This window comes from Haematomicrobium sanguinis DSM 21259 (assembly GCF_000688395.1).
Taxonomy (GTDB): Bacteria; Actinomycetota; Actinomycetes; order Actinomycetales; family Micrococcaceae; genus Haematomicrobium; species Haematomicrobium sanguinis.
In genome coordinates this window covers 12,114-34,876 of record NZ_JIAG01000019.1, presented here as the reverse complement: position 1 = coordinate 34,876, position 22,763 = coordinate 12,114, and the positions used below count along the sequence as shown (strand labels likewise).

Below are 22,763 nucleotides of genomic sequence, written 5' to 3'. Positions count from 1 at the left end.
ACTTCTGCGACCCGCACTCGCCCTGGCAGCGCCCGAGCAACGAGAACACGAACGGGCTCATCCGCGACTTCTACCCCAAAGGCACCAACTTCAACGACATTAGCGACGAGGACATCGCGAACACGGAACACCTCATCAACATCCGACCCCGCCGAATGCACGATTACCTCAGCGCAACCGTCAAACTGGAACAACAAATACAAGCAAACCGTGTTGCACTAGCCCCTTGAAACCACCGGTGTCAAAAGCGTCATAAGTGGCAACTCGCGGACGTGGGTTAGGACGCTTCGGAGTGCAACTCCAAATCGCCGCCGGGGATCGCGTCAAGCAGCTTTTGCGTGTAGGTGGTTTGCGGAGATTCGAACACTTGGTCCGTGGTCCCCTCCTCCACGAGCTTGCCCTTTTCCATGACCACCACGTTGTCCGCGATCTGGCGCACAACGGCGAGGTCGTGGGTGATGAACACGTAGGTGAGCCCCAATTCTCCCTGCAATTCCGCAAGGAGTTGCAGGATTTGAGCTTGCACCAGCACGTCCAGTGCGGACACAGCCTCGTCACAGATAAGGACTTCCGGCTTGAGCGCCAAAGCGCGGGCAATCGCCACGCGCTGACGCTGACCGCCGGAGAGCTCATTCGGGAACCGGCGCATCATCGAGGCCGGAAGCGACACTTGCTCCAGCAGCTCGCGCACCCGGGCCTCGCGGCTCTTCGCGTCTCCAACCTTGTGCACCCGCAACGGCTCTTCAATCGTTCGGAAGATGTTATACATCGGGTCCAAGGAACCGTAGGGGTCCTGGAAGATCGGCTGCACGCGACGCCGGAAAGTGAACAGCTTCTTCTTGTCCAGCTCGGTCATGTTGACCCCGTCGAAAATGATGTCGCCACTGGTGGGTTCCTCCAGATTCAACAGCATCTTCGCGATCGTCGACTTACCCGAACCGGACTCGCCCACAATCGCGGTGGTGGTTCCGCGCTGCACGTTAAAGGACACGTCATCGACGGCCTTGAAGTCTGTGCTGCGGCCCAGCGCGCCTTCACGAAGCTTGTATACCTTGGTCAGGTGTTCGGCCTTGATGACATCGTCACGCCCGGACACTTCCTCGCCTTGGGCGAGAAGAACGCTCGGATCGGACTCGCCTTCTTCCTTGGCCACCTGAATACGGCGGGACGCCAGCGATGGCGCGGAGGCAACCAGACGCTTCGTGTACGGGTGCTGCGGGTTCTGCAACAGCTCCAACGCGGGACCGGACTCAACAACCTGCCCCTTGTACATCACCACCACCTTCTCGGCACGCTCCGCCGCAAGACCGAGATCGTGGGTGATCAGGAGGACTGCGGTGCCCAATTCGGTGGTCATCGTATCCAGGTGATCCAGGATTTGGCGTTGCACCGTGACGTCGAGAGCGGACGACGGCTCATCTGCAATGAGCAGACGCGGCTGACAAGAGAGACCGATCGCAATGAGCGCACGCTGGCGCATACCGCCGGAGAACTCGTGCGGGTACTGCTTGGCGCGCCGAGACGCATCAGGCAGACCGGCATTGGATAGCGCCTGCGCCACATCCGCGTCGCTTGCCGGAAGCCCGTTAGCTTTCAGCGTCTCCTTGACTTGGAAACCGATCTTCCACACCGGGTTCAGGTTAGACATCGGATCCTGCGGCACCATGCCGATCGAGTTACCGCGCAATTCGACAATGCGCTTCTCATCGGCGGCGGTCAGGTCCTCCCCGTCGAAGAGAATCTGGCCGCCGGTGACCGAACCGTTCTTGGCCAACAGTCCAATTGCGGCAAGGGCGGTCGTGGACTTACCAGACCCCGACTCCCCCACAATCGCGACGGTTTGCCCCGGCATCACGGTCAGCGACGCGTTGCGCACACCCTTGGAGCGGCCGGCAGCAGTATTGAAGGTGATTTCGAGGTCCCGAATTTCTAGGAGCGGTTTCTCCTCACCGCTGCCCTGGGGCACCTGGGTGACGGACACGCCTTCGTTATTCATTTCACTCACCGTTTTCTCGCTTTCGGATCGAGTGCGTCGCGAACCGCGTCACCAAGCATGATGAAGCTCAGCACCGTCAGGCTCAACGCGATGGACGGGTAGAGCAACACCTGCGGATCGGTGCGGATCACGGTTTGCGCGTCGGAAATTTGCTGTCCCCACGACTGGATGCCTGGCGGCAAGCCGATCGAAAGGAAGGACAGCGTCGCCTCGGCCACAATGAAAATGCCAAGGTTCACAGTCGCGATGACGATCACCGGCGCAATGGCGTTGGGGATCACGTGCTTGAGCAACGCGGCAAAGTTGGACACGCCCAGCGATTTCGCCGAGGTGATGTAATCAGAGTTCTTCACCGAAATGACCGCGCCGCGAGTAATACGCGCCACGTTCGGCCAGCCGAAGATCACCAGGATCGCGACCACCGTCCACACGCCGCGGTTCTCACGCACAAACGGCAACTGGATAAGCACGAGTGCTCCCAAGAGAAGCGGAAGCGCAAAGAAGATGTCACCGATACGGGCGATCACCGAATCCAGCCAACCGCCGTAATAACCGGCCAACGCGCCCAGCGTGCCGCCGAGCAGCACCACACCAATGGTGGAGAGGATACCGACCAGCACCGAAGCGCGCGCACCGTACACCACCTGGGCATAAATGTCGCAGCCCTGGAAGGTATAGCCGAGCGGGTGCCCGGCACTCGGTGGGGCCACCGAGTTGCCAAGCGTACAGGCGCGCGGATCCTCGGCGGTAAATACTTGCGGGAATATGGCCACGAAAATGATGAACAGAATCAGGATCGCAGAAATGATGAACATCGGGTTTTTGCGCAGGTTGCGCCACGCTTCGAGCCAGAAGTTCGACGGCGCAGCATCAGTTACCGCGCTATCCACCGCTTCCAGCGGGGTTTCTTCGAGCGGAGCTACGTAGTGCTCAATTTTTCTACTCATAGCGAATCCTTGGGTCAAGCCAGGCGTACAAAAGGTCCACAATGAGGTTGGCAATCACAAAAATGAGCACAAGCACGCTCACGATTGCCACCACGGTGGGGCCCTCGCCCAGTTGCACGGCAGAGAATAGTTTGTTTCCGACGCCGGGCACGTTAAAGATGCGTTCAGTGACGATCGCGCCGCCCATCAGGGCGCCCAGGTCGGCGCCGATGAAGGTGACGACCGGGATCATCGAGTTACGCAGAATGTGCACGAATACGACGCGTGGCCGGCTAAGGCCCTTGGCCGTCGCGGTGCGCACATAGTCCGCGCCTTCCGCCTCGATCACCGAGGTGCGGGTCAAGCGCAGAATGTAGGCGAAGGACACCGCGCCGAGCACGATCGCCGGAAGCAGGAGCGAAGAGACGCTCACATCCGCGCCGACGGTCGGTTTCGCCCAGCCGAGATTGATACCGAAGATCAGCTGGAACACGAAGCCGATCACGAACACCGGGGCAGCAATCAAGATCAGCGACAGGAATAGCACGGTTCCGTCAAAGAACTTGCCCTTCTTCAAACCTGCGTACAGGCCAAAGAGGATACCGAACACGGACTCGATGATGAGTGCCATGACCGCCAAGAGTGCGGTGACCGGGAAGATCCTCCCGAGAATGTCGGAGATGGGTTGTCCGGTGAAATCCACACCGAGGTTAAAGGTGAAGATGTTTTTCAGGAACAACAAATATTGGACAATGAACGGCTTGTCCAGGTTGTACTGTGCACGCAGCGAGTTGATGACAGCATCTGAGGGCTGACGTTCGCCGAAGAGGGCACGAATGGGGTCGCCGGGAAGGGCGAAGGTCAAGAAATAGACCAGCAAAGTGGCCCCGAGGAAAACGGGAATGATTTGCAGCAGGCGGCGCAAAATGAAGCGAAGCACTAGCAATCACCGTCCCCGGGCACCTGAGAAGAGGTGGGGTTCATAAAAAGTGAATCCTTGGATTGTGGGGTTCACGACTGTGGGGTCTGGCTGTTGAGCCAGACCCCACAGTAGTGCACTAGAGGACCTCTAGACGAGGACCCTACTGAGTTTTGGTGATTTGGTTGTACAGGACAACACCGCGCCAGTCGGTGTCAACATTCTGTACCTTGGAGCTCCAGCCGACCTGGACTGCGTTGGACCACAGCGGCAGGTTCGGCAGATCCTCGAAGAGGATTTCCTGAGCCTGATTGAACTTGGCGTTAGCCTCGTCAACGCTCGGTGCGCCCAGGCCTTCCTTGAGGAGCTTGTCGAACTCGGGGTTGGAGTATTCCTCATAGTTGGAGGAAGCACCGGTGGCGAGCAACGGTCCCAGGAAGTTGTAGAGCGAGGGGTAGTCACCCTGCCAGCCGGCGCGAACCAGGCCGTCCAGCTTCTTGTTCATGCGGTCATCCAGCATGGACGCGAACTGCGGGTAGGCCTTGCCTTCGGCGTTGATGCCCAGGTTGGTGCGCAGCTGGTTGGCAACCGCGTCGATCCATTCCTTGTTACCGCCATCGCTGTTGTAGGCCAGGGTCAGCTTGCGGGAGTCATCCCACGGCTTGATCTGGTTGGCCTGATCCCACAATTCCTTGGCCTTGTCGGCATCGAAGTTGAGCTTCTCGGAACCGGGGATATCTTCCTTGTAACCGTTCAGGGTCGGAGCGGTGAAGTCCTTAGCCGGGAAACGGGTTCCCTGGTAGACCACATCGGTCACTTCCTGGCGGTTGATCGCGTAGGAAAGAGCCTCGCGGCGCAACTTGCCCTCTTCATCAAAGGCAAAGCCCTCAACGTAGGAAGGGATGTTCAGAGTTGCGTTACCGGCGTACGGCTTGTTCAGGTTGCGATCGGGCAGATCCTGAGTGTAGGTGCGCAGGTTGGTCGGCGGGATTACGTCCAGCACGTCCAGATTGTCCGACTGGATATCGGCGTAAGCCGGGGCCGGGTCGGTGTAGAACTTGAAGGTGATGCCGCCGTTCTTGGCTTCGCGCGGACCGGAGTATTCGTCATTCTTGACCAGGTCGATCTGCTTATCGTGCTGCCAAGCGCCGGTTTCGGTGGCCAGCTTGTAGGGGCCGTTACCCACCGGGTTCTCGCCGTACGCCTTGGGGTCGGCAAGGGCTGCCGAAGGCATCGGGTAGAACGCGGAGTAGCCGAGGCGCAACGGGAAGTCGGCCTCAGGCTGGGACAGCTTCACCGTGAACGTGGTGTCATCGACAACCTTGAGACCGCTCATGGTCTCCGCCTTGGGCGCCGGGACAACGTTGTCCTCGCCTTCGGCAGTCTTGCCGTCTACCTTGGTGGCGCTGACATCGGCGTAGCCTTCGATGGACTCGAAGAAGTACGCGTTGTTCAGAGCGTTCTTGCTGTTGGCGGCAAAGTTCCAGGTGTCCACGAAGGTCTTGGCGGTGATGGGCTCACCGTTGGTGAACTTCTTGTCGCCCTTGATCTTGATGGTGTAGGTCTGCTGGTCATCGGATTCGATGGACTCGGCGACCTCGTTGACGGGCTTGCCTTCCAGGTCATAGCTGAACAGGCCCTGGAACAGCTGGTCGACGATGCGGCCACCAAAGACTTCACCGGTGTCGGCGGGAATCAGCGGACGTTGTGGCTCGCCACCGTAGGCCGTAATGATTGCCGTGGGATCGCCCTCGGCGTTGTTGTTGTCGCCGCTGCCGGTGTTGTTTCCACCGCCGCAAGCGGTCAGCGCGAGAGCCGAGACGGCCAGGGCGCCGACAAATTTGGAAGTGCGTGCAAAACGCATTCCGCCTCCTATGAATAAAGGGTGTTAGTTGTACGTCTGAGAAAGATCCCAGGCCGCAATGGACACAGACGTGACCCACGTAACAATGCGGCGTGTGAACAAGCGTAACCCCGATCACGTCAAAATGAGAATTCCTCGCATTCCACGCAACCAACTTGTTATTCGGTGTATGTCCGGCTCGCTTCCATCAATTGCGCACGCAACTCCCGGCGTTCGCGCTGCTTGGCCGGGTCCGGCAATGGCACTGCGGCGAGAAGGCGTTGGGTGTAGGGGTCGGTGGGTTTGCGAAGGATGACATCTCGCGGCCCCTGCTCCACGATTTCGCCCAGCCGCATCACGCAAATGGCGTCCGCCAGAATGTCAATGACGGCCAGGTCATGGGTAATGAAGAGGCTGGCAAATCCCATTTCTTCTTGCAGATTGCGAAACAGATCCAGAACCTTCGCTTGGACAGATACGTCCAGGGCACTGGTGGGCTCGTCAGCTACCAGGAGCTTCGGTTTGAGCGAGAGGGCCCGCGCAATGCCGACGCGCTGTTTCTGCCCCCCGGAAAGTTCGTGCGGGTAGCGGTTCCGGTAGTTTCGCGGCAACTCCACTTGATCCAGCAGGGTTTCGATCCGGGTTTGCAGTTGAGCGCCCTTAGCCGCACCCGCCAAATACATCGGTTCGCCGATGCTTTCGCCAATGGGCATGCGCGGGTTGAGCGAGGATGCGGGATCCTGGAAAACCATGCCGACGTCCTTGCGAACGGCGAACAGTTGTTTGCGCGTGGCCCCGGCCATTTCTTGGCCTAGCACGGTGAGCGAGCCTTCTGCGACCGGAAGCAGGCCCAGGGCCGCACGTCCCAGAGTGGACTTGCCGGACCCGGACTCCCCCACCAGTCCAACCACTTGGCCGGGGTAAATTTTGAGCGACGCGTTCTTCACGGCCCGGAATGCCGGGATGCGCCCCTGTTTGGGGTAGTCGATGGCGACGTCCTTGAACTCCAGGACCGGTGTTGTTCCGGATGCACCCACCGTCTCGCGTAGCCGCTCCTCTTCCAATGCGGCGAGGACGTTTTCTTCGCGCTCTCTCAGTTCGCTCTCGCTGATATCGAGGGAGACGTCGGCAGCGGCGGCCACCGCCGCGGTGATGTCAACGGCTTCGCCCTCCTCGCCGCCTTCGCCGAGGTGGGGTACCGCTTCGAGCAGTTCCTGAGTGTAGGGGTGCTGCGGGTTGCTGAAGATTTCTTCGGCGCTACCCCGTTCCACGACCCGGCCGTTGCGCATCACAATGATGCGATCGGCAAGGTCGGCGACCACGCCCATGTCATGCGTGATGAGAATGACGGCCGAGTTCAGTTGGTCTTTCAGGTTGCGCAACAAATCCAGGATTTCGGCCTGGACCGTGACGTCCAGGGCCGTGGTTGGTTCATCGGCAATGAGCAGTTTGGGATCCAATGAGAGCGACTGGGCGATCATCGCGCGTTGTCGCTGTCCGCCGGAGAGTTGGTGCGGGTAGGAGTTGAATGCCTTTTCGGGATCTGGCATTTCTACCAGGGCCAGCATCTTGAGCGCGCGTTCTTTCGCTTGATCTTTGGACATGTCGGTGTGGATGCGGATGGTCTCCACAATTTGAAAACCCACCGTGTACACCGGGTTGAGCGCCGTCATGGGTTCTTGGAAAATGACCGAAATGTCGTTTCCGCGGATGGAGCGCAATTTGTGCGCGGGAGCGCCGAGAATTTCTTGGCCGCTGAGCTTGACGCTGCCGGACACTCGCGAGTTTGTGGGCAAGAGGCCCATGAGAGACATGGAGCTGGCGCTCTTGCCCGAACCTGATTCGCCCACGATCGCAAGGACCTCGCCGCCGTCAACGTGGTAGCTCAAATCGATGGCGGCGGGCACCCATTCCTTGTCGACACCAAAGTCGACGCTCAAGTTGTCCACCTCGAGGACCCGTTCACCCCGCTGTACCCCGCGGCTTGTGGGTGAAACGTCCAGGACTTCCGCGCTTTCCGATTTTTTGCTCTGACGCGCGTCTCGCTGAGTCGAATCTGTCATAGTAAAGTCAGCCCTTTCGCCCGGCGGCAGAGTAAAGAATGTGAGAAGAATGGTGAGTGCAAGCAGCCCCGAGGTTCCGACCTCGACCTACCGGCCGGCCAGCGCCTGGTGGCTCGCCGGAATAAGCTGGCTTCTTGCCCTCGCCGGGATGGCTCTGGCGATCGCGCAAATGGGCCCGCGAGCGCTCCTGGAAGGCTGGCCGTTCTATGTGGTGGCATTCCTGGGCTGGTGGCTCTTCTACTACCCCAAGGTCACGATTTCCAGCGTCGGCATCAACGTGCACAATCCGGTACGCACCATTAGCATTCCGTGGAGCGCGCTGAGCAATATCGAAACCAAATTCGCGTTGACGCTGGTCGCCGGAGACCGGCGCTTTGGCGTGTGGGCGGCACCGGCCGGCGGTGCGTTCTCCTCGCGGCGAGGGGGCAAAGACTCCATGCCGCCCGGACAAAACCTGGAGAGCGGGATGCGCGCCAGCGAACTGTTGAACTCCCCCTCGGGCGGTGTGGCCCACATGATCCGCCGTGAGTGGCAGCGCCTGATCGAGTCCGGAAAGCTCGGTAATGCGCAAGAGGTCTCGGTGCGGATCAATGTCGCACCGCTGGCCGGCGCGCTGGCACTGCTCCTGTTCGCGGTGGTGGTGAGCACAAGAATTTTCGCCTAGGCGAGCCGAGTATCTGGTGCGGTTGGCACCCGGGCTTGACGCGCCGTCGTTCATCATGTTTTTCATGAGGCGGCCCGCTTGCCCTTGACCTTAAGGGTCTTTTTGGGGTTGAAGTTTTTTTGCCGCGGATCGAAAGCGTCGCGCAAACCGTCGCCGATGAAGTTGATGCACAGACAGATGGCGATGATAAAAAGGCCGGGCCACCAGAAGAGCCAGGGACGGACCTGGAAGGCGTTCTGGTTTTCCACAATGAGCAGGCCGAGCGAGGTGTCTGGCGGGCGGACTCCGAAGCCCAGATAGCTCAGTGCGGTTTCCAGTAGGATCGCGGCGGCGAACAAGAGGGTCAGGTTGACGATGATGACGCCGACCGCGTTCGGGAGAATGTGTTTGAAAATGATGCGCAGATCGCTCGCGCCGGCGATACGGGCGGCGTCCACGAATTCGCGTTCACGCAACGTCAGGAACTCTGCCCGGACCAGGCGCGCCATGGAAATCCAGACGAGGCAACCGAGGAAGACCGCGAGCAGCAAGGGCTGAAGGCCCGGGCCCACGAGGTTGCTGGAGTTGCGGCCGATCACCGCGGCAATCAGGATGAGCGGAATAATAATGATGACGTCGGTGATGCGCATCAGGATCGCCTCTACCCAGCCGCGATAGTAGCCCGCGAGCGCGCCGATCACAATGCCGATGGTGCCCGCGACCGCCCCGATCACGACTGTGACCATGAGGGAAAGTTGGATGCCGCGCATGGTCATGGCGAAGTAGTCGCGCCCGATGGTGTCTTGGCCGAAGGGATGGTCCCATGTGGGTGCGCCCGCATTGCCGGATTGGGTGTAAAAGTCCCTGAAGTTGTATTTCCACCAGCCTGGGATTGGTCCGATGCCGATCGAGGTGATGGCCAGGAGCAAGATGAGTATCAGCACGACCATGCTGATGACCGCGGCCTTGTGCTCAAAGAACTTCTTGCGCACAATTTGGCCCTGGCTGAGGCCCTTGGTTTCCTTCGTCGGAACGCCGGCCGTGCCCTGGGTTTCCGGGTCCGGGCCGGTTGCCGCCGGGTTTTGCATGGTCTCGCTCATGATTTCACTCTCACTCGAGGATCGAGGGCGGAATAGGTGAGGTCGGCGATGAGGTTCATGACCAGCGCCGCCACACCCGTCACCAGGAAGACGCCCATCATGATGTTGGGGTCAAAGCGGTTGAGCGCCTGCACGAAGAGTTGGCCCATGCCTTGGAAGGCGAACACGTTTTCGGTGATGGCGGCCCCGCCGATTACTGCGCCGAAATCCAGGGCCAGGATGGTGGTGAGCGGAATCAGCATGTTGCGGAAGGCATGTCGCATGACGACCGTGCGCTCGGACAGGCCCTTGGAGCGAGCGGTGCGAATGTAGTCCTGGTTCATGGTTTCCAGCGTGGATGAGCGCGCGTAACGGGTGTAGGTTGCCATGCCCACCAGGAGCAGTGTGATGGTGGGCAGCACAAGGTGCGTGTATTTGTCGAGGCCGGTGATCCAGAAGTCACCGTCCAGCCCGGGGGTTTCGGCGCCGACGGTGGCGATGGGTCCGCGGACTCGCGGGGTCGACACGTATTGCGGCCAGGTGATCATGAATCGATCCAGCACCACGAGCCCGCCCATCAGGAGCGCCGTGAAAGCGCCGACCCGCATGCTTTGCCCGCGGTCCTGCCCCGCCATCAGAAAACCGGTCAAGAGTCCCACGGCGATGGCAATCAGTGCCAGAACGAGCAACGTGGTCCAGGTGGCCGTGTTGAAGACGGTCGGGTTGAGCACGTAGTAGGCCACCAGCCCGAGTACTACTTGAATGAGTCCGGTGTACCAGGCGCGCTTGTTCTTTAGCCCCGTGACGAGGATGGTGACCAGCGTTGCGATGCCTGCGCCGAAAATCGCGATCAGGATTGGCCCGAGATTGGGTTTTTGGAACCAGTCGGTGAGATCGAGATAGAGGAACACCAGGACACCGACCGCAAAACCAATCGCACCGAAGATGAGGCGCCGCATGGGTTTCCCGGTGGCAAAAAGCGCCCAAACAATTCCGGTGATCGCTCCGATAATGAGGAGTGCGGGTAACGGTATCTTCCCGTTGGAGAGGAATTGGTTGAAACCAATGGCTCCGTATTCCTTCAAAAGCACGGCGAGCCAGAAAGAGGGCAAGGAAAAACACAGGAAGGTGATGAAGGTAGCGGTGTAATCCAGGGCGCTGTACTGGCGCAGCGCGGTGATGATGCCCATCGTGACGCCGATGACGATGGAGAGAAGCGTAGCCACCACCACGAGTTGCAATGTGTTCCCCACGGCGGTGCCGAGGGCTTGGGTTACTTGCTGGCCCTGAATGGAACTGCCAAGAGTGCATTGGGTCAGGAAGGGTGTGATGCACCCGGCTGCGCCCCCGAGCCATTTGAAGAAGCGCAACGGAGGCGGGGTGTTGAGGTCAAGAAGTTCGATGCGTTGGCGAATGAGCGAGTCCCGATTAGGTGAGGGGTTGACTCGCAGATCTTTAAGCGGATCGTCCGAGTAGGCGATCAGCATATAGACCAAGAACGCCGCCGCCAGGATGATGAAGAGGGCGGTGATTAGCCGGCGAATGATGTATGTGAGCATGCGGTGGGTGTGCCTTTGCGCAACGGTCGGACTGTGGGCTCGGTTTCCATACTTGGCACCTGCCAATCACTTGGCGGGTACAGGGAACGCCGGAGCCCGTTGCGGGCCCCGGCGTTCTCCATAGGGTGCGAGGATTAGGCTGCCGCCCACTCCCAGAAGTTCCACCACACGCCAGTCTGGTTCGGCATGAACTTGATGCCGGTCACGTTGGGCCCATAGGCGTCAACGGCGACGGACTGGAACAGTGGCGGGCCGTAGGCGTCGGCCCAGATGAGCTTGTCCGCTTGCTGGCGCATTTGGATGCGTTCTTGCTCGTCCAGGCTTTGCAGCACGTCCGTGCCGAGCTTGGTCACTTCGGCGTTGTTGTACCGGTTGAAGTTTGAAGCCTGGCCGGCTCCCCAAATCTGGGAGAGCGAGCCGTTGCCGACACCGGAGGAAATCCAACCGAAGATCGTGGCGTCATAGGTGCCGGTTCCGAGGGCATCGCCCCAGTCCGAGGCACCCAGTCCACCGTCGACAATCTTGAAGCCGGCCTGCGCGGCGCTGGCGGCAATCAAGGTGTAGGCGTTCAAACGGTTCGGATTGTCCTTGTTGTACATGATGCGCACTTCGGGTGTCTTGCCCGCCAAAAGCTGCTTGGCTCCCTCAATGTCAACCTCGTTGTACTGATCAGACCCGTTCATCTTGATCACTTCGTCATAGCCTTGCTCGCCGTTGACGAACTGGGTCGAATTCAAGACGGTGGCGTTGGGATCCAGCGGCTTAATGATCGAGTCCAGGATCTGCTGACGCGGAATCGTCTTCATGAATGCTTGGCGAACAGCCAGGTCTTCAAAGACCCCGGTGAAGTTGAGGTCGAGGTGATCGTAGGAAAGCTGCGGGCCGGTGTCCATCGTGACGCCCTGACCTTCCAGCCCCTTCAGCAAGCTGATGGTGTCTGCCGAGGCTTGCGGGGCAATGATGTCCACTTCGCCGTTCTTCAATGCCTGGATCTGGGCTGATGCGTCACCGATGTAACGGATGGTGATTTCATCCAGGTTTGGCACCTCGCCCCAGGTGTAATCCGGGTTGCGCTCCAGGACCATATTCTGATCCGCAGTCATGGACTTGACCTTGAAGGGCCCGTTGCTCAGGTACAGTGAGGGATCGCTCGGAAGCGACTTGGTATCAAACCCGGTGTTCCAGAAGTCGGCAACCTTCTTGAGCTGCGGGTTCTCTACCGGGTTCTCGGGATCGCCCTTGGGCGTATCCATGATGAGCTTGGTCAGCGCCTTATTGTCCTCCAGGCCCGCCTTCTGGGCAACCACTTGGGAGGGCATGCCCCAACCGCCAGAGCCCAACTGCAACTCCCAGTCGGCAAAGGGCTCGGAGTAGGTCAGGGTGATGGAACGGTTGTCATCGCCAATGACGGGTTTGTCGGTAAGCGAAAGACCTTCTGTGGAACCTGCGTAGTCAAAGTAGCTGGTACCGGAGCTGACTTCACCGGCGTCATCATATTTGGCGTCGTTGAAATAGCCGGAGCCGACGGCCCACATCAGGACCATGTCATCGGCTTCCACCGGGGTGCCATCAGACCACTTCACACCCTCGTTGATGGTGTACTTGACGGTCAATGGGTCATCCGAGGTTTTTTCGATCTTGCCGAACTTGTCATTGTTGACAATCTTTAGATCATTATTGACATAGTTGAAACCAAGGGTGCGGGTAATATAGGCGACCTTGCCGTTAATATCCACATTGCCCTTGCCGGTCTGATCGTTGAAGCTGGAAAAGGCGTTGACTTCGGCAACAGTAACGCCGCCGCCCTTCTTTGCTTCTCCGGTACCGCCGGATTCTTGCGTGGTGCCGGTGTTGGCCGCACACGCGGACAACGCTAACCCGGCGATTGCTGCGATGGCAGCGACTTTCGAAATACGTCGTGAGCGCATTCCGCCTCCTCATTGAGACTGCATCCTCGGATGCAAGCTAATCCACCCACGGACGTGAGGCAGATCACATGGGGATAAGCATACGTGCCAATGCGTACCTCAGGTTGTTACAACTTGGCATCGATCCTGTGGGCGTGTCGCGGTGGCCGGTTTTGAGGCGGGTATTCCTAGTACCTGCGGTGGCGCGCAAATGCTTGAGCCGACTGACTCGAGAGCGCGAGCACCGCAAAGATTTCCAGTGCCACTTCAAAGAGAGTGGGGCCGAAGGTAATGCGGTCGCTGCCGGTGCTCTGGGCGACGTAGGCCAGCACAATGGACACGCTGGTCAAAGCCATCTGGGTTACGCGCGCCCAGTTTTTACCGAGCCAGACGAAAATAGCTATGACAATTTGAGCAATACCAATGGCCAAATAAATCCCCAGCACCATGGGAGCGTCTACGTCCTCACGAGCCGTGGCGGCGAACTCGATGATCCCGGCGATGACGGCGGAGAGTCCGCTGATAAAGCTGAACGCTGCACCGAAGATGGTGGTGATGGGCCGCTCCAACGCGGGGACTTCCACGTCTGTGCCCGGAACCACAGCGCGGTCCGCGGGGTGGGAAGCCACAATCGCGAGGTCCGGCTCTAGCCCATCGAGGTCCACTATCGGCATGGTCCCGTCGGTGATGATCTGATCGCCGCCGCCGTTTCGCGAGTGGTACCCAGTGGTGTAATGCTCCACGTTTTCTACACTCACTTCGGGGCCGGCGTCCAGGAGCGTCTTGACGATGTGGTCGCGTTCCAAGTCAATGTTCTCGTCAATTTTGTGCGTGACCTGGAAGGTGAAAATGGACAGGCCCACCGACTTGTCAAAGGTGCCGGCGGCAAGCCAGTCCACCTTGAACCCGCCGGGGAGGTACCAGTCTTCGGGACAGCGCCAAAAACGCACGTGATGGCGTTTGGCGGGATTGCCTTCCACTTCTTGCTGGTAGGCAAAGTCTTGCTGACGACCGAAGAGCATGAGGGTGCTGACCGGCGCCTCATGGTAGCTCTTACGCATCAGCGTGGAGGTGATGATGCGCCAGGAGCTGCGCAGCGTGATTTCATCGGCCTTGGTCCAGCCGCCGCGTTGCATCGCGGTTTCAAGCTGGTCTTGGCTTCCACGGATGGCAAGATTTACCGGGTCACCCAGAAGGCCGTCGGTTGTGCGGGTCCGGCCAATGAAGTAATCCGGCACATAAATACTGGTCATGATTCGGTGCAGGCGTGGAAGCGCGACGTAGGCGATGATCGCCCAGAGCGGGATCAAGAAAAAGAGCCAACCCCAGCGGGTTTCAAAGCCTTGCTCAATGACTATCCAGACGAGCCAAAACGCGGCAACGCCGGAAAAGATAAAGAAGAAAATCGAGATGAGGCTGTTCAGCGAGCGCCGCGGCAGTTGGTCGGCCAGGTTTTGAATGACCGGAAGCTTCCGAAACGTTTGGTATGGGCTCGGCTCCCGCTGCCCTTCGCTCATGATTCACTCCCCCTTGCTACGTTCTTGTCACTGTAGCAACTTGCTGCGCGGCGCACGTCGCAACGAGTGCGCCCCACACATCTGGCACATACCGGGAGAGTGCCGGGGGAGTTCCGGCGTCACGAAAGCGGTACTCGATAATGATGAGCACTCGCAGATCCCCGGCACTGCTCGGCCCCTGCATATTCGACGCGATCGAGAGACTCTGCCAGGCGGAGCGACGGCAGATTCGCAGGATCCACGCGCACAATCGCCGCTTCAAAAGACCCCATGACGCGCGTGAAATCCAACATGAGCTCGACCGCTTGCCGGCCTACACCGCGCCCACGGTAGGCCGGATAGATGGCGTAGGACACGTTCACCTCTCCTGGCCCAAAAACGTCCTCGGCGGGTGTCTGGTTGATGGTCACCATTCCGGCCAAATTGCCATCCACCCGCACACCAAACACCAGTTCGCCGCGCCCGGTATCAAAGGCGGAGGGCTGACGCGATATCCAGGCGCGGGTGCTTTCCTCGGTGGACGCCACCCCGTCGGTGAGCCAACGCACGCTTTCCGCGTCTTCACCCGCGTTGTGCGTCGGCGCATCCTCGAGAGTAAGCCTGCGCAAGCTGATGCGCCCAGGCTCCCCCGCACCTTTCCCGCGTAATAGCGGAAACACATGATCCACGTTCAGCGGCGCTTGGCTCCCATGCCCGGCGGCGTCATCCGGATCAACCCAGCGGAACTCCTCGAGTTCCGCGGCCAAACGCACAGCATCCACCGGCTCGCGCAGAACAAAGAGCGCGGCGTACAACCCGGTATCAGGCTCGTTCGCCGCCCGAGTACGAGCAACCCCCACAAAGTCGAGGTCCTCAGGGTGCACACCCATTTCCAGCTCTTCGCCCAACTCCCGCAGGGCAGCGTTCAGGGGGTTTTCGCCCGGTTCCGGCTTCCCACCGGGGAGCATAAACATGGACGTGCCGCGCTTGCGAACCGTCAGGACCTTCCCCGAGGCGTTGCGCACCACGACCCCGGACACCGTGATAGTCGCGACCTTTTCTACCACCGCCGAAAGCCACCCTCGCTGGAAATCACTTGGCCGCTCACCCAGCGCGCGTCATCGCTGACGAGCCACGCGATGAGCCGTGCTGGATCGTCGGGCTCGCCGATCCGGCCGAGTGGGAATCGCGCCTTCAGCGCAGCTAACTGATCGGGTGCGTCCGCGAAATACTGCTCATCGAGGTACCCGGTATTGACCGGCCCCGGGTTCACCGTGTTGAGGCGGATGCCTTGATCGATGAGCGTGTCGGCCACCGATTCGGTGATCCCGGCAAGTGCCGCCTTGGAGCTTGCGTAGGCGATCTCCTCACGCATGGGGCCCTTGAGCTGGCCAGAGGTCATCCAAATGACACTCCCGGCCTCGCCCCCAAATTGAGCGGCAAACCCTTGGGTTAGCAGCAACACGGATTGCACATTGACGCGCCAATGAGCTTCCAGCATGTCCGCATTCAGCGCATCTAACGGCCCGTCACCGCCGCTCTTAGCATGGTTGGCCACCAGAATATCGACGGGGCCAAGCGCACCGCGCACCCGCTCCATCACATCGGCGGGCGTGGCGGGATCCGCAAAGTCCGCGCTGATCGATACAAAGCCCGCGCCCGGACGCACATAACTACGCAACCTGTCTTCGAGCTCGGCGATCGAATCCGCGCCATAGGGTTGTTCCGCGTCATGTGCGGCCCAATGCGCGATCGCCAGATTCGCGCCGCTTTCGGCCAGCCGGCGTGCCACCGCAAAGCCAATCCCGCGTTGTCTTCCCACGCCGGTCACCACTGCCGTGCGCCCTGCCAAAGATTGCCCTGTCTCCACCCCTCCAACTGTAGTTGAGGCACTGGGGTGAGCATCGCCGTCGTTCCTCATTTTTTCCTGGTGATATACACGAACTCGGCGCCCGGGCGGTCAGGGGTGAGGCGTTGCATTCTGGCTCTTAGTACCCGGTGGCGCCGTCGATGCGCTCGCGCAGGAGGTCCGCGTGACCGAGGTGTCGCGCGTATTCCTCGATCATGTGGGCGAGCACCCAGCGCAGATTAACGGGCTTGCCGTGGCGCAGGCCCGGGAGCGCGGCGCCGAGGTCGGTGACTGTTGTTGCGCGTGCGCGCGCTCGGGTGACCTCTTGGTGGTAGGTTTTCAAGTCGGCGAACGCGGTATCCGGGGAGTGGCCTTGGAAGTCGCCGCCCGGGCCGTCATCGCTTTCGCTGTAGATCGTGTCTTGGTTGAGGCCGAGCACGACGTCCCCGAACCAATAGCGTTCCACCTCGGAGAGGTGGCGCACCAGGCCGATCAGGGTGAGGTTCGACGGCGCGGCACTCGCCTCGCAGAGTTGGGTCGCCGTGAGCCCGGCTACTTTGAGAGTCAGGGTGCTCCGGTACATTTCCAGCCAGGCGTCCAGGGATTCGCGCTCGCTGGTGGGCATGGGGTCGATGTCGCGGGTGTCTTCGGGTGTGGGTGAGACCTGTTCCATGTGATTGAGATTACCCGATCACTCCGTACCCCTGGCAAATTTCATGGCCTCCCGCACGTTTCATGGCGTTAGGAGGCCATGAAACTCGAGTTTGGCCATGAAAATTGCCTACTCGAGGAGGGCGTAGATAACGGTGTCCGTCCACTCGCCCTTGACCCACCAGTCTTGGCGCAGGTGTGCTTCGCGTTGCATGCCGAGCCGTTCGGCGAGACGCGCGGAAGCCGTGTTCCGAGCATCCATTTGGGCGGCGATGCGGTGGATTCCGTGGTCTCTGAAGGCACTGTCGATGACGGCCCGGGCCGCTTCGGTCGCGTAACCCCGTCCTGTGACCGCGGGATCAATCGTCCAGCCGATCTCGGCGATCTTGCCGTCCTTGTCGGTGATCCAGATGGCGATGTCGCCGATGACGCGGCCTTCAAGCTCGACCACGAGCGAGAGGGACCTGGCGGGCGAATCGAGGCCCGTGCGCGGAAGCCGTTCTTGCACCTTGGCGCGGGCGACGGCGGCATCCCACGGTCCATCGAGTAAATAGCGCGCGACCTCAGGGAGTTTGTGGTACTCGAGCAGCGCCTCGGCGTCGGTGTCGCGGGTCGTGCGTAAGGTGAGGCGCTCGGTCTCGATACGGAAATCTGGCACGATCTCACCCTACGTGGTGACGGCGACGCCCGTCACCGATTCCTGCACCCTTGGGGCCGGTGGCGCGCGCGTGGTTGGATACGTATATGAGCAAGCTACCAGCCCCGAAGGATCGTCACGCCGAAGCGACGCGCGTTGTTGCCGCCGATGCCGTCACGATTTTTGAACTCATCGCCGATCCCGCCCGCCAGCCCGAGTGGGACGGCAATGACAACCTTTCCAGCGCCGACCCTGGGCAGCGCGTCCACGCCGTGGGTGACATCTTCGCGATGACCAATACGTCCGGAAAAACCAGAGACAATCACATTTTCGAGTTTGAGGAAGGGCGCCTCATCGCCTGGAAGCCCGCGCCCCAGGGCGGAGATGCCCCAGGCCATGTGTGGCGGTGGAAACTTGAACCCTTAGACGATGGCACGACCCGCGTCACGCACACCTATGACTGGTCACGCCTGAGAGATGAGGCCCGATTCGAGCGCGCCATGCAAAACACCCCGGAAGCCCTGGGGCGCTCCATCGATCGGCTCGCTGCGCTTGCCGAGCGCACCGCCTCCACAGGCGAATAGGTGCAACCCACACGGTGTCACACGGCAACGACTTTCAGCAGCGCTTCTAGCCCCAGAAAGGCGAAGCCTCTGCGCCCCACACATCCAGATCGATGATCACCGATGTGTTAAGCAGTCCAACCTCGAACCGCTCACGCAAGCCGCTCGATCGATTGCGCCATCGAGATCGTCCCGCAAAGTCTTCGCATCAACCTGCCCGGATTTACTCATGAGGCCTTTCAGAAGTGCCATTGGCACTTCACGGCGTCGACGCAAGGGGCGCAATTCGCGCTGACCGAAGATTTCGCTCATGTCTCCAGGATAGCGCGGTGTGCTACATGTGCATCCAGTGAATTAGCCATTGGTGGCATGTTCGACGGCGAGTGCTTGCGCGGCCGTATCGTCTCGCCTGTCGATGGCATCAACGAGGCGGACATGCAGGTCTAGCCGCGCCCGAATGTACTCATCGAGCCCGCCATCCTGGCACGGCAGAACGTCCACCAGATGGCTTTGCATTGCCGCTAGCAGGTTCACGTAAATGCAGCGCAAGAGTGTATTGGGCGAGATGTCGGCAATGCGCGCGTGAAGGTGCCAGTTGGCACGCACAAATTCCAGGCGATCGCCTTTCTTGCACGCCACCCGCATGTCTTCCAGGATCGTGCGCAAATCAGCAATATCCGCTCCGGAGCTGTGTTTCACCGCGTCGGCGATCAAGAGTGGGTCCAGTGCGTCGCGAATGCGGCTCGCTTCCTCCACCGTGGTCGTTTGCGTATCGAGTGCCAACAGAGAGTTGCCCAGTTGCGCCATCGGCGTGCGCTCTGAGACGAAGATCCCACCACCGGGTCCCGGGCGCAGACTCACGATCCGCCGCTCCTGAAGCACTCGTAGCGCCTCATTGAAAGTACCCGCGGACACGCCGCATAACTCCTGAAGCTCCGACTTGGTGCCAAGGCGCTCCCCCACTTCGGCTCCGGCGGCAAGCGCGATAACGCGGTCAACCGCGGAGGACGCCCTGGAACCGCCTTCGCTGCGGGTCTGTGCCCCTCCGGGCGCCGATCCGCCCGTTTGCACCGGCGTGCCCGTCGCTACCGTCGCCGCCGGGGACCCCGTTGCGTTCATGTTGCTCCATCCTGCGCTTGACATTTGTGACGTGCGTCGCAAATAATTCTAGAACCCTAATTAATCATAATCAATTATGATTTTTCTACCCAGGAGGCAACGATGCCGAAAAATCGTGAGAACACCCGACCCATCATCGCGCCGAAGTTCCACCACACAACCTTCACCACCCGCAAGCTGGACGAGATGGTCGCCTGGTATGAAAAGGTCGCCGGGCTCACCCCGGTGCATTACGCTGGCGGCGCCGCATGGCTCACCAATGACGAGGCCAACCACCGCATTGCTCTCCTCGCTCTGCCGGGTATCAAGGAACCGGTCGACAAAGGGCACACCGCGGGCCTGCACCACACCGCTTTCGAGTACGCCGACTTCACCCAGTGGATCGACAACTACGTCCGGCTGCGCGACCTCGGGATCACCCCGTTCATGAGCCTGGATCACGGCATGACGATCTCCATGTACTACCAGGACCCCGAAGGCAACGGCGTGGAAATCCAGTTCGACGCCTTCGGCAGCTGGGACAAGTCCAAAGAGTGGATGTACTTCTCCAGCGAATTCGCCGCGGACCAGATCGGCGAGTTCTTCGACCCGGAGTACTTTGTCCGCGACCACGAAGCCGGACTCACCCCGGACGAAATGCACACCAAGGCGCGCGCCGGCGAGTATCGCCCCGAGGTGCTCCCCGAGGTCTACCTTCCCGAAGCCTACTGAGGGACCGGTCACGACACATGCGAATCGCCAACTACCAGGACCGCGCTCACCTCATTTTCGTGGGCACAGACAACCCGGCGGGCACCAACACCTCGAGCAGCAGCGAGAGGTACGACGGCGGCTCCGTCACCGGGATCGACATCGGCACCGCGTCCGGCGGTACTTTTGGGACGGACGTCGCCGAGCTGTATCCGCGCTGGGCCGAGTTCACCGAGTGGGCCCGCACGGCCGAACTCGGCGACGCCGAACATGTCGAGATCAACCAGGAGCTTCTCGGCGCGCCCTCCCCCGCACCCACGCAAATCCTCGCGGTCGGGTTGAACTACGCGGAGCACGCGGACGAATCTGGCTTCGACAAGCCCGTCGATTTGCCGCCCGTGTTTACCAAGTTCCGCTCGGCACTCACCGGGCCCCGCACCGCCGTCGTACTTCCCCAAGGTGGGCACACGGATTGGGAGGTGGAACTCGCGGTGGTGCTCGGCGCCGAACTCACGCGCGCAACACCCGACCAAGCGCGCGAGGCCATTGCCGGATACACCGGATCCCAAGATATCTCCGAGCGGATCTCGCAACTACGCGGGCCCGCACCGCAATTCAGTCTGGGTAAGTCCTACCCGGGATTCCTGCCAACCGGACCGTGGCTCGTCACGCTTGACGAGTTCGCGAATCCGGATGACGTAGCGCTCGAGTGCTCGATTGATGACGAGATCGTCCAACAATCCAGCACTACTTCTCTGTTGTTTTCTGTGACGGAACTCCTTTCCGGGCTCTCTCAGGTCATCACCTTGTACCCGGGCGACCTGGTGCTCACCGGCACTCCGAGCGGAGTGGGCCTCGGGCGAAACCCGCAGCGGTACCTGCAACCCGGTGACGTGTTGTCGAGCCGATTCGAGAGCATTGGCAAATTACAACAAACCTTTCTCGCGGCCACTGAGTGATGCCGCGCTAGCACTTCATTAAAAGTTCAAGGATGAACCATGACCATGACTCTGCCATCCAGCACTGACATTTTGGTGGTGGGCGCCGGTCCCGCCGGACTCGCGATGGCCGCACTGCTTGCCCGCGCGGGCGTCGACGCGCTCACCATCACCCGTTATCCCACCACCGCGCACTCCCCCAGGGCGCACATCACCAACCAGCGAACCATGGAAGTGTTCCGCGACCTCGGCTTTGAAGACGCGGTCAAAGCCGTCGCCACCCCCAACGCCTTTATGCGCAACAACGTGTGGGCCACCAGCTTCGCAGGCCAAGAAATCGCCCGGCTGGAAACCTGGGGCGCCGGGGTGGAGCGGTCCAGCGACTACCAACTCGCGAGCCCGTCCGCAATGTGCAATATCCCGCAGCACGTCCTGGAGCCAGCCATGCTGCAGGGGGCCCAAGACCTGGGGGCGGATGTCCGCTTTTCGCTCGAACTCGTTTCGGCAGAACAGGACGAGGACGGGGTGACGGCGCTCGTTCGGGAACGCGACACCGGCGCAGAACAAACCATCCGCGCCAAATATATAGTCGGTGCTGACGGCGGGCGTAGCACCGTCGCTTCGACGTTCGGGTTCACCTTCACCGGAGAATCCGGGCTGGGCGCTGCCCTGAACATTTGGCTCGAGGCGGACCTGACCAAGTACTGCGAACACCGCCCGGGGACGCTCTTTTGGATGACGCAGCCGGGCAACAATTATTGGGTGGGTTCGGGGACGTGGATCAACGTGAAGCCCTACACCGAATGGGTGCTCTTGTGCATGTATGACCCGGCCGACGGTGAACCGCCGCTGGATGAGGAGTCGCTCATTGCGCGGGCGCAGTCCACCATTGGCGATCCCGAGGTCGAGGTCAAGATCAAGGCCGTCTCCTCCTGGCAGATCAACCGCATGGTGGCGGACACTTACCAAAAGGGCCGTGCTTTCCTGGTTGGGGATGCGGCGCATCGCCATCCCCCGGCGAACGGTTTGGGCACCAACACGTCGATCCAGGACTCGTTCAACCTTGCCTGGAAGCTCGCGGCCGTGGTTCGCGGCGACGCCCACGAATCCCTGCTGGAAACCTATAACGCGGAGCGGCAACCGGTCGGCGCCGCCGTGGTGGACCGTGCGTTTAAGAGCGTGGTGGACATGGGACCGATCGCCGAGGCGCTCGGCTTCGAGCCGGGTCAGAGCGCGGAGGACGGTTGGGCGAATCTGGATGACCTCTTCGGTACCGGCGCCGCCTCCGCAAACCGCCGCGAAGCGTTGGCTAAGGCCATTGAACTGCAGAATTTCCAGTTCAATTCGCACGGAGTTGAAATGGGACAACGGTACGCTTCGGCGGCCGTGATTCCGCCCACGCAACCCGAACCTGTTGGTGAGAAGGACGCGGAACTGTACTACACGCCGTCGAGCATCAGCGGGCACGTCATCCCGCATGCCTGGCTGGAACGGAACCGCGCACCCATCTCCACCCTCGATGTGGTGGGCAAGGGCCGTTTCACGCTCATCACGGGGGTGGATGACGCCGCGTGGCGCGATGCCGCCGCATCCGTGGGCGCCTCACTTGGGGTGCCGATCGCGGTGGAGCGCGTCTCCATGGGCGGAGACACTGCAGACGTGTATCAGCGGTGGCACCGTCTGCGTGGGATCGGCGACTCGGGCGCACTGCTGGTACGTCCGGATCGGGTCATTGCGTGGCGCGTGGATGAGGTGCCGGAAGATGCTGGCGCGGAGTTGGAGGCGGCGCTCGGGCAGGTGCTGGGGCGCTAAGGCGTGGAAACCGCGAAACTTCCGTGAGCGTTAACTCGAGTTAACTCTCACGGAAGTTCCTCGGTGAGCACAA

At 60.7% G+C, this 22,763-nt stretch carries 20 protein-coding genes and 1 pseudogene; 6 read left to right on the top strand and 15 right to left on the bottom strand.

Annotation, left to right across the window (positions count from 1 at the left end):
- Nucleotides 1–230, top strand: a pseudogene (locus O148_RS17925) (IS30 family transposase); the annotation flags it as partial.
- A 47-nt stretch (nt 231–277) separates the two neighbouring features.
- On the opposite strand, the gene O148_RS0113585 reads toward O148_RS17925, so the two are convergent.
- The 5 genes from O148_RS0113585 to O148_RS16730 form a co-directional block, all read right to left on the bottom strand.
- Nucleotides 278–1,996: a dipeptide ABC transporter ATP-binding protein gene (locus tag O148_RS0113585; RefSeq protein ID WP_026531358.1), complete on the bottom strand. Its 1,719-nt coding sequence runs from the start codon at nt 1,994–1,996 to the stop codon at nt 278–280.
- Between the two features lie 5 nt (nt 1,997–2,001).
- Nucleotides 2,002–2,943 (bottom strand): ABC transporter permease, encoded by a 942-nt coding sequence (locus O148_RS0113580; protein ID WP_026531357.1) that lies wholly within the window; start codon nt 2,941–2,943, stop codon nt 2,002–2,004.
- Entirely contained in the window at nt 2,936–3,862 is a 927-nt protein-coding gene (locus O148_RS0113575) for an ABC transporter permease (RefSeq protein ID WP_026531356.1), read from the bottom strand. The genes O148_RS0113580 and O148_RS0113575 overlap by 8 nt, the downstream gene beginning before the upstream one ends.
- Before the next feature lie 142 nt (nt 3,863–4,004).
- Nucleotides 4,005–5,705 carry a peptide ABC transporter substrate-binding protein gene (locus O148_RS0113570; RefSeq protein ID WP_026531355.1) on the bottom strand — a complete coding sequence of 567 codons (1,701 nt, stop codon included), beginning with the start codon at nt 5,703–5,705 and terminating at the stop codon, nt 4,005–4,007.
- A 158-nt stretch (nt 5,706–5,863) separates the two neighbouring features.
- Entirely contained in the window at nt 5,864–7,747 is a 1,884-nt protein-coding gene (locus O148_RS16730; RefSeq protein ID WP_084157322.1) for an ABC transporter ATP-binding protein, read from the bottom strand.
- Between the two features lie 49 nt (nt 7,748–7,796).
- Here O148_RS16730 and O148_RS16725 point away from each other — a divergent pair, with 49 nt between their 5' ends.
- Nucleotides 7,797–8,411 (top strand): PH domain-containing protein, encoded by a 615-nt coding sequence (locus tag O148_RS16725; RefSeq protein ID WP_051620232.1) that lies wholly within the window; start codon nt 7,797–7,799, stop codon nt 8,409–8,411.
- A gap of 62 nt (nt 8,412–8,473) precedes the next feature.
- Here O148_RS16725 and O148_RS16720 read toward each other — a convergent pair whose 3' ends face one another.
- From O148_RS16720 to O148_RS0113520, 8 genes are all read right to left on the bottom strand, one after another.
- On the bottom strand, nt 8,474–9,490 hold the full coding sequence (locus tag O148_RS16720) for an ABC transporter permease (protein ID WP_075204382.1): 1,017 nt from the start codon (nt 9,488–9,490) through the stop codon (nt 8,474–8,476).
- On the bottom strand, nt 9,487–11,028 hold the full coding sequence (locus O148_RS0113550; protein WP_026531354.1) for an ABC transporter permease: 1,542 nt from the start codon (nt 11,026–11,028) through the stop codon (nt 9,487–9,489). Before O148_RS0113550 ends, O148_RS16720 begins: the two co-directional genes overlap by 4 nt.
- A gap of 134 nt (nt 11,029–11,162) precedes the next feature.
- Nucleotides 11,163–12,956 (bottom strand): ABC transporter family substrate-binding protein, encoded by a 1,794-nt coding sequence (locus tag O148_RS0113545; RefSeq protein WP_026531353.1) that lies wholly within the window; start codon nt 12,954–12,956, stop codon nt 11,163–11,165.
- A gap of 167 nt (nt 12,957–13,123) precedes the next feature.
- Nucleotides 13,124–14,452 (bottom strand): LssY C-terminal domain-containing protein, encoded by a 1,329-nt coding sequence (locus O148_RS0113540; protein ID WP_051620231.1) that lies wholly within the window; start codon nt 14,450–14,452, stop codon nt 13,124–13,126.
- A 119-nt stretch (nt 14,453–14,571) separates the two neighbouring features.
- On the bottom strand, nt 14,572–15,498 hold the full coding sequence (locus O148_RS17860) for a GNAT family N-acetyltransferase (RefSeq protein ID WP_051620230.1): 927 nt from the start codon (nt 15,496–15,498) through the stop codon (nt 14,572–14,574).
- Nucleotides 15,492–16,301 carry an SDR family oxidoreductase gene (locus tag O148_RS0113530; protein ID WP_026531351.1) on the bottom strand — a complete coding sequence of 270 codons (810 nt, stop codon included), beginning with the start codon at nt 16,299–16,301 and terminating at the stop codon, nt 15,492–15,494. The genes O148_RS17860 and O148_RS0113530 overlap by 7 nt, the downstream gene beginning before the upstream one ends.
- A 118-nt stretch (nt 16,302–16,419) precedes the next feature.
- Nucleotides 16,420–16,953, bottom strand: coding sequence for a DinB family protein (locus tag O148_RS0113525; RefSeq protein ID WP_051620229.1), 534 nt, complete (start codon nt 16,951–16,953; stop codon nt 16,420–16,422).
- A 108-nt stretch (nt 16,954–17,061) separates the two neighbouring features.
- A complete protein-coding gene (locus O148_RS0113520; protein WP_240470875.1) occupies nt 17,062–17,589 on the bottom strand; it encodes a GNAT family N-acetyltransferase in 528 nt (175 codons plus the stop codon).
- Nucleotides 17,590–17,675: 86 nt separating this feature from the next.
- Between O148_RS0113520 and O148_RS0113515 the strand changes: the two genes are divergently transcribed.
- On the top strand, nt 17,676–18,152 hold the full coding sequence (locus O148_RS0113515) for an SRPBCC family protein (RefSeq protein WP_026531348.1): 477 nt from the start codon (nt 17,676–17,678) through the stop codon (nt 18,150–18,152).
- 96 nt (nt 18,153–18,248) lie between these two features.
- On the opposite strand, the gene O148_RS17855 is transcribed toward O148_RS0113515, so the two are convergent.
- Nucleotides 18,249–18,443 carry a hypothetical protein gene (locus O148_RS17855; protein WP_157374647.1) on the bottom strand — a complete coding sequence of 65 codons (195 nt, stop codon included), beginning with the start codon at nt 18,441–18,443 and terminating at the stop codon, nt 18,249–18,251.
- A 42-nt stretch (nt 18,444–18,485) separates the two neighbouring features.
- Complete coding sequence (locus O148_RS16710) at nt 18,486–19,250, bottom strand: FadR/GntR family transcriptional regulator (protein ID WP_084157320.1); 765 nt, start codon at nt 19,248–19,250, stop codon at nt 18,486–18,488.
- 102 nt (nt 19,251–19,352) lie between these two features.
- On the opposite strand from O148_RS16710, the gene O148_RS0113505 reads away from it, so the two are divergent.
- Genes O148_RS0113505 through O148_RS0113495 form a run of 3 tightly spaced genes read left to right on the top strand, consistent with a single transcriptional unit; the run spans nt 19,353 to nt 22,690 of the window.
- On the top strand, nt 19,353–19,961 hold the full coding sequence (locus O148_RS0113505; protein WP_026531347.1) for a VOC family protein: 609 nt from the start codon (nt 19,353–19,355) through the stop codon (nt 19,959–19,961).
- A gap of 17 nt (nt 19,962–19,978) precedes the next feature.
- Nucleotides 19,979–20,899: a fumarylacetoacetate hydrolase family protein gene (locus tag O148_RS0113500; protein ID WP_026531346.1), complete on the top strand. Its 921-nt coding sequence runs from the start codon at nt 19,979–19,981 to the stop codon at nt 20,897–20,899.
- Between the two features lie 39 nt (nt 20,900–20,938).
- Nucleotides 20,939–22,690 (top strand): FAD-dependent monooxygenase, encoded by a 1,752-nt coding sequence (locus O148_RS0113495; RefSeq protein ID WP_026531345.1) that lies wholly within the window; start codon nt 20,939–20,941, stop codon nt 22,688–22,690.
- The last annotated feature ends 73 nt before the right edge of the window (nt 22,691–22,763 follow it).

Coding starts and splice junctions, on each gene's coding strand:
- O148_RS0113505 (WP_026531347.1), top strand. CDS start 19,353: ATGCCGAAAAATCGTGAGAACACCCGACCCATCATCGCGCCGAAGTTC.
- O148_RS0113515 (WP_026531348.1), top strand. CDS start 17,676: ATGAGCAAGCTACCAGCCCCGAAGGATCGTCACGCCGAAGCGACGCGC.
- O148_RS0113500 (WP_026531346.1), top strand. CDS start 19,979: ATGCGAATCGCCAACTACCAGGACCGCGCTCACCTCATTTTCGTGGGC.
- O148_RS17855 (WP_157374647.1), bottom strand. CDS start 18,443: ATGAGCGAAATCTTCGGTCAGCGCGAATTGCGCCCCTTGCGTCGACGC.
- O148_RS0113525 (WP_051620229.1), bottom strand. CDS start 16,953: ATGGAACAGGTCTCACCCACACCCGAAGACACCCGCGACATCGACCCC.
- O148_RS0113545 (WP_026531353.1), bottom strand. CDS start 12,956: ATGCGCTCACGACGTATTTCGAAAGTCGCTGCCATCGCAGCAATCGCC.
- O148_RS0113540 (WP_051620231.1), bottom strand. CDS start 14,452: ATGAGCGAAGGGCAGCGGGAGCCGAGCCCATACCAAACGTTTCGGAAG.
- O148_RS0113570 (WP_026531355.1), bottom strand. CDS start 5,705: ATGCGTTTTGCACGCACTTCCAAATTTGTCGGCGCCCTGGCCGTCTCG.
- O148_RS0113550 (WP_026531354.1), bottom strand. CDS start 11,028: ATGCTCACATACATCATTCGCCGGCTAATCACCGCCCTCTTCATCATC.
- O148_RS16710 (WP_084157320.1), bottom strand. CDS start 19,250: ATGAACGCAACGGGGTCCCCGGCGGCGACGGTAGCGACGGGCACGCCG.
- O148_RS0113495 (WP_026531345.1), top strand. CDS start 20,939: ATGACCATGACTCTGCCATCCAGCACTGACATTTTGGTGGTGGGCGCC.
- O148_RS16725 (WP_051620232.1), top strand. CDS start 7,797: ATGGTGAGTGCAAGCAGCCCCGAGGTTCCGACCTCGACCTACCGGCCG.
- O148_RS16720 (WP_075204382.1), bottom strand. CDS start 9,490: ATGAGCGAGACCATGCAAAACCCGGCGGCAACCGGCCCGGACCCGGAA.
- O148_RS16730 (WP_084157322.1), bottom strand. CDS start 7,747: ATGACAGATTCGACTCAGCGAGACGCGCGTCAGAGCAAAAAATCGGAA.
- O148_RS0113585 (WP_026531358.1), bottom strand. CDS start 1,996: ATGAATAACGAAGGCGTGTCCGTCACCCAGGTGCCCCAGGGCAGCGGT.
- O148_RS0113580 (WP_026531357.1), bottom strand. CDS start 2,943: ATGAGTAGAAAAATTGAGCACTACGTAGCTCCGCTCGAAGAAACCCCG.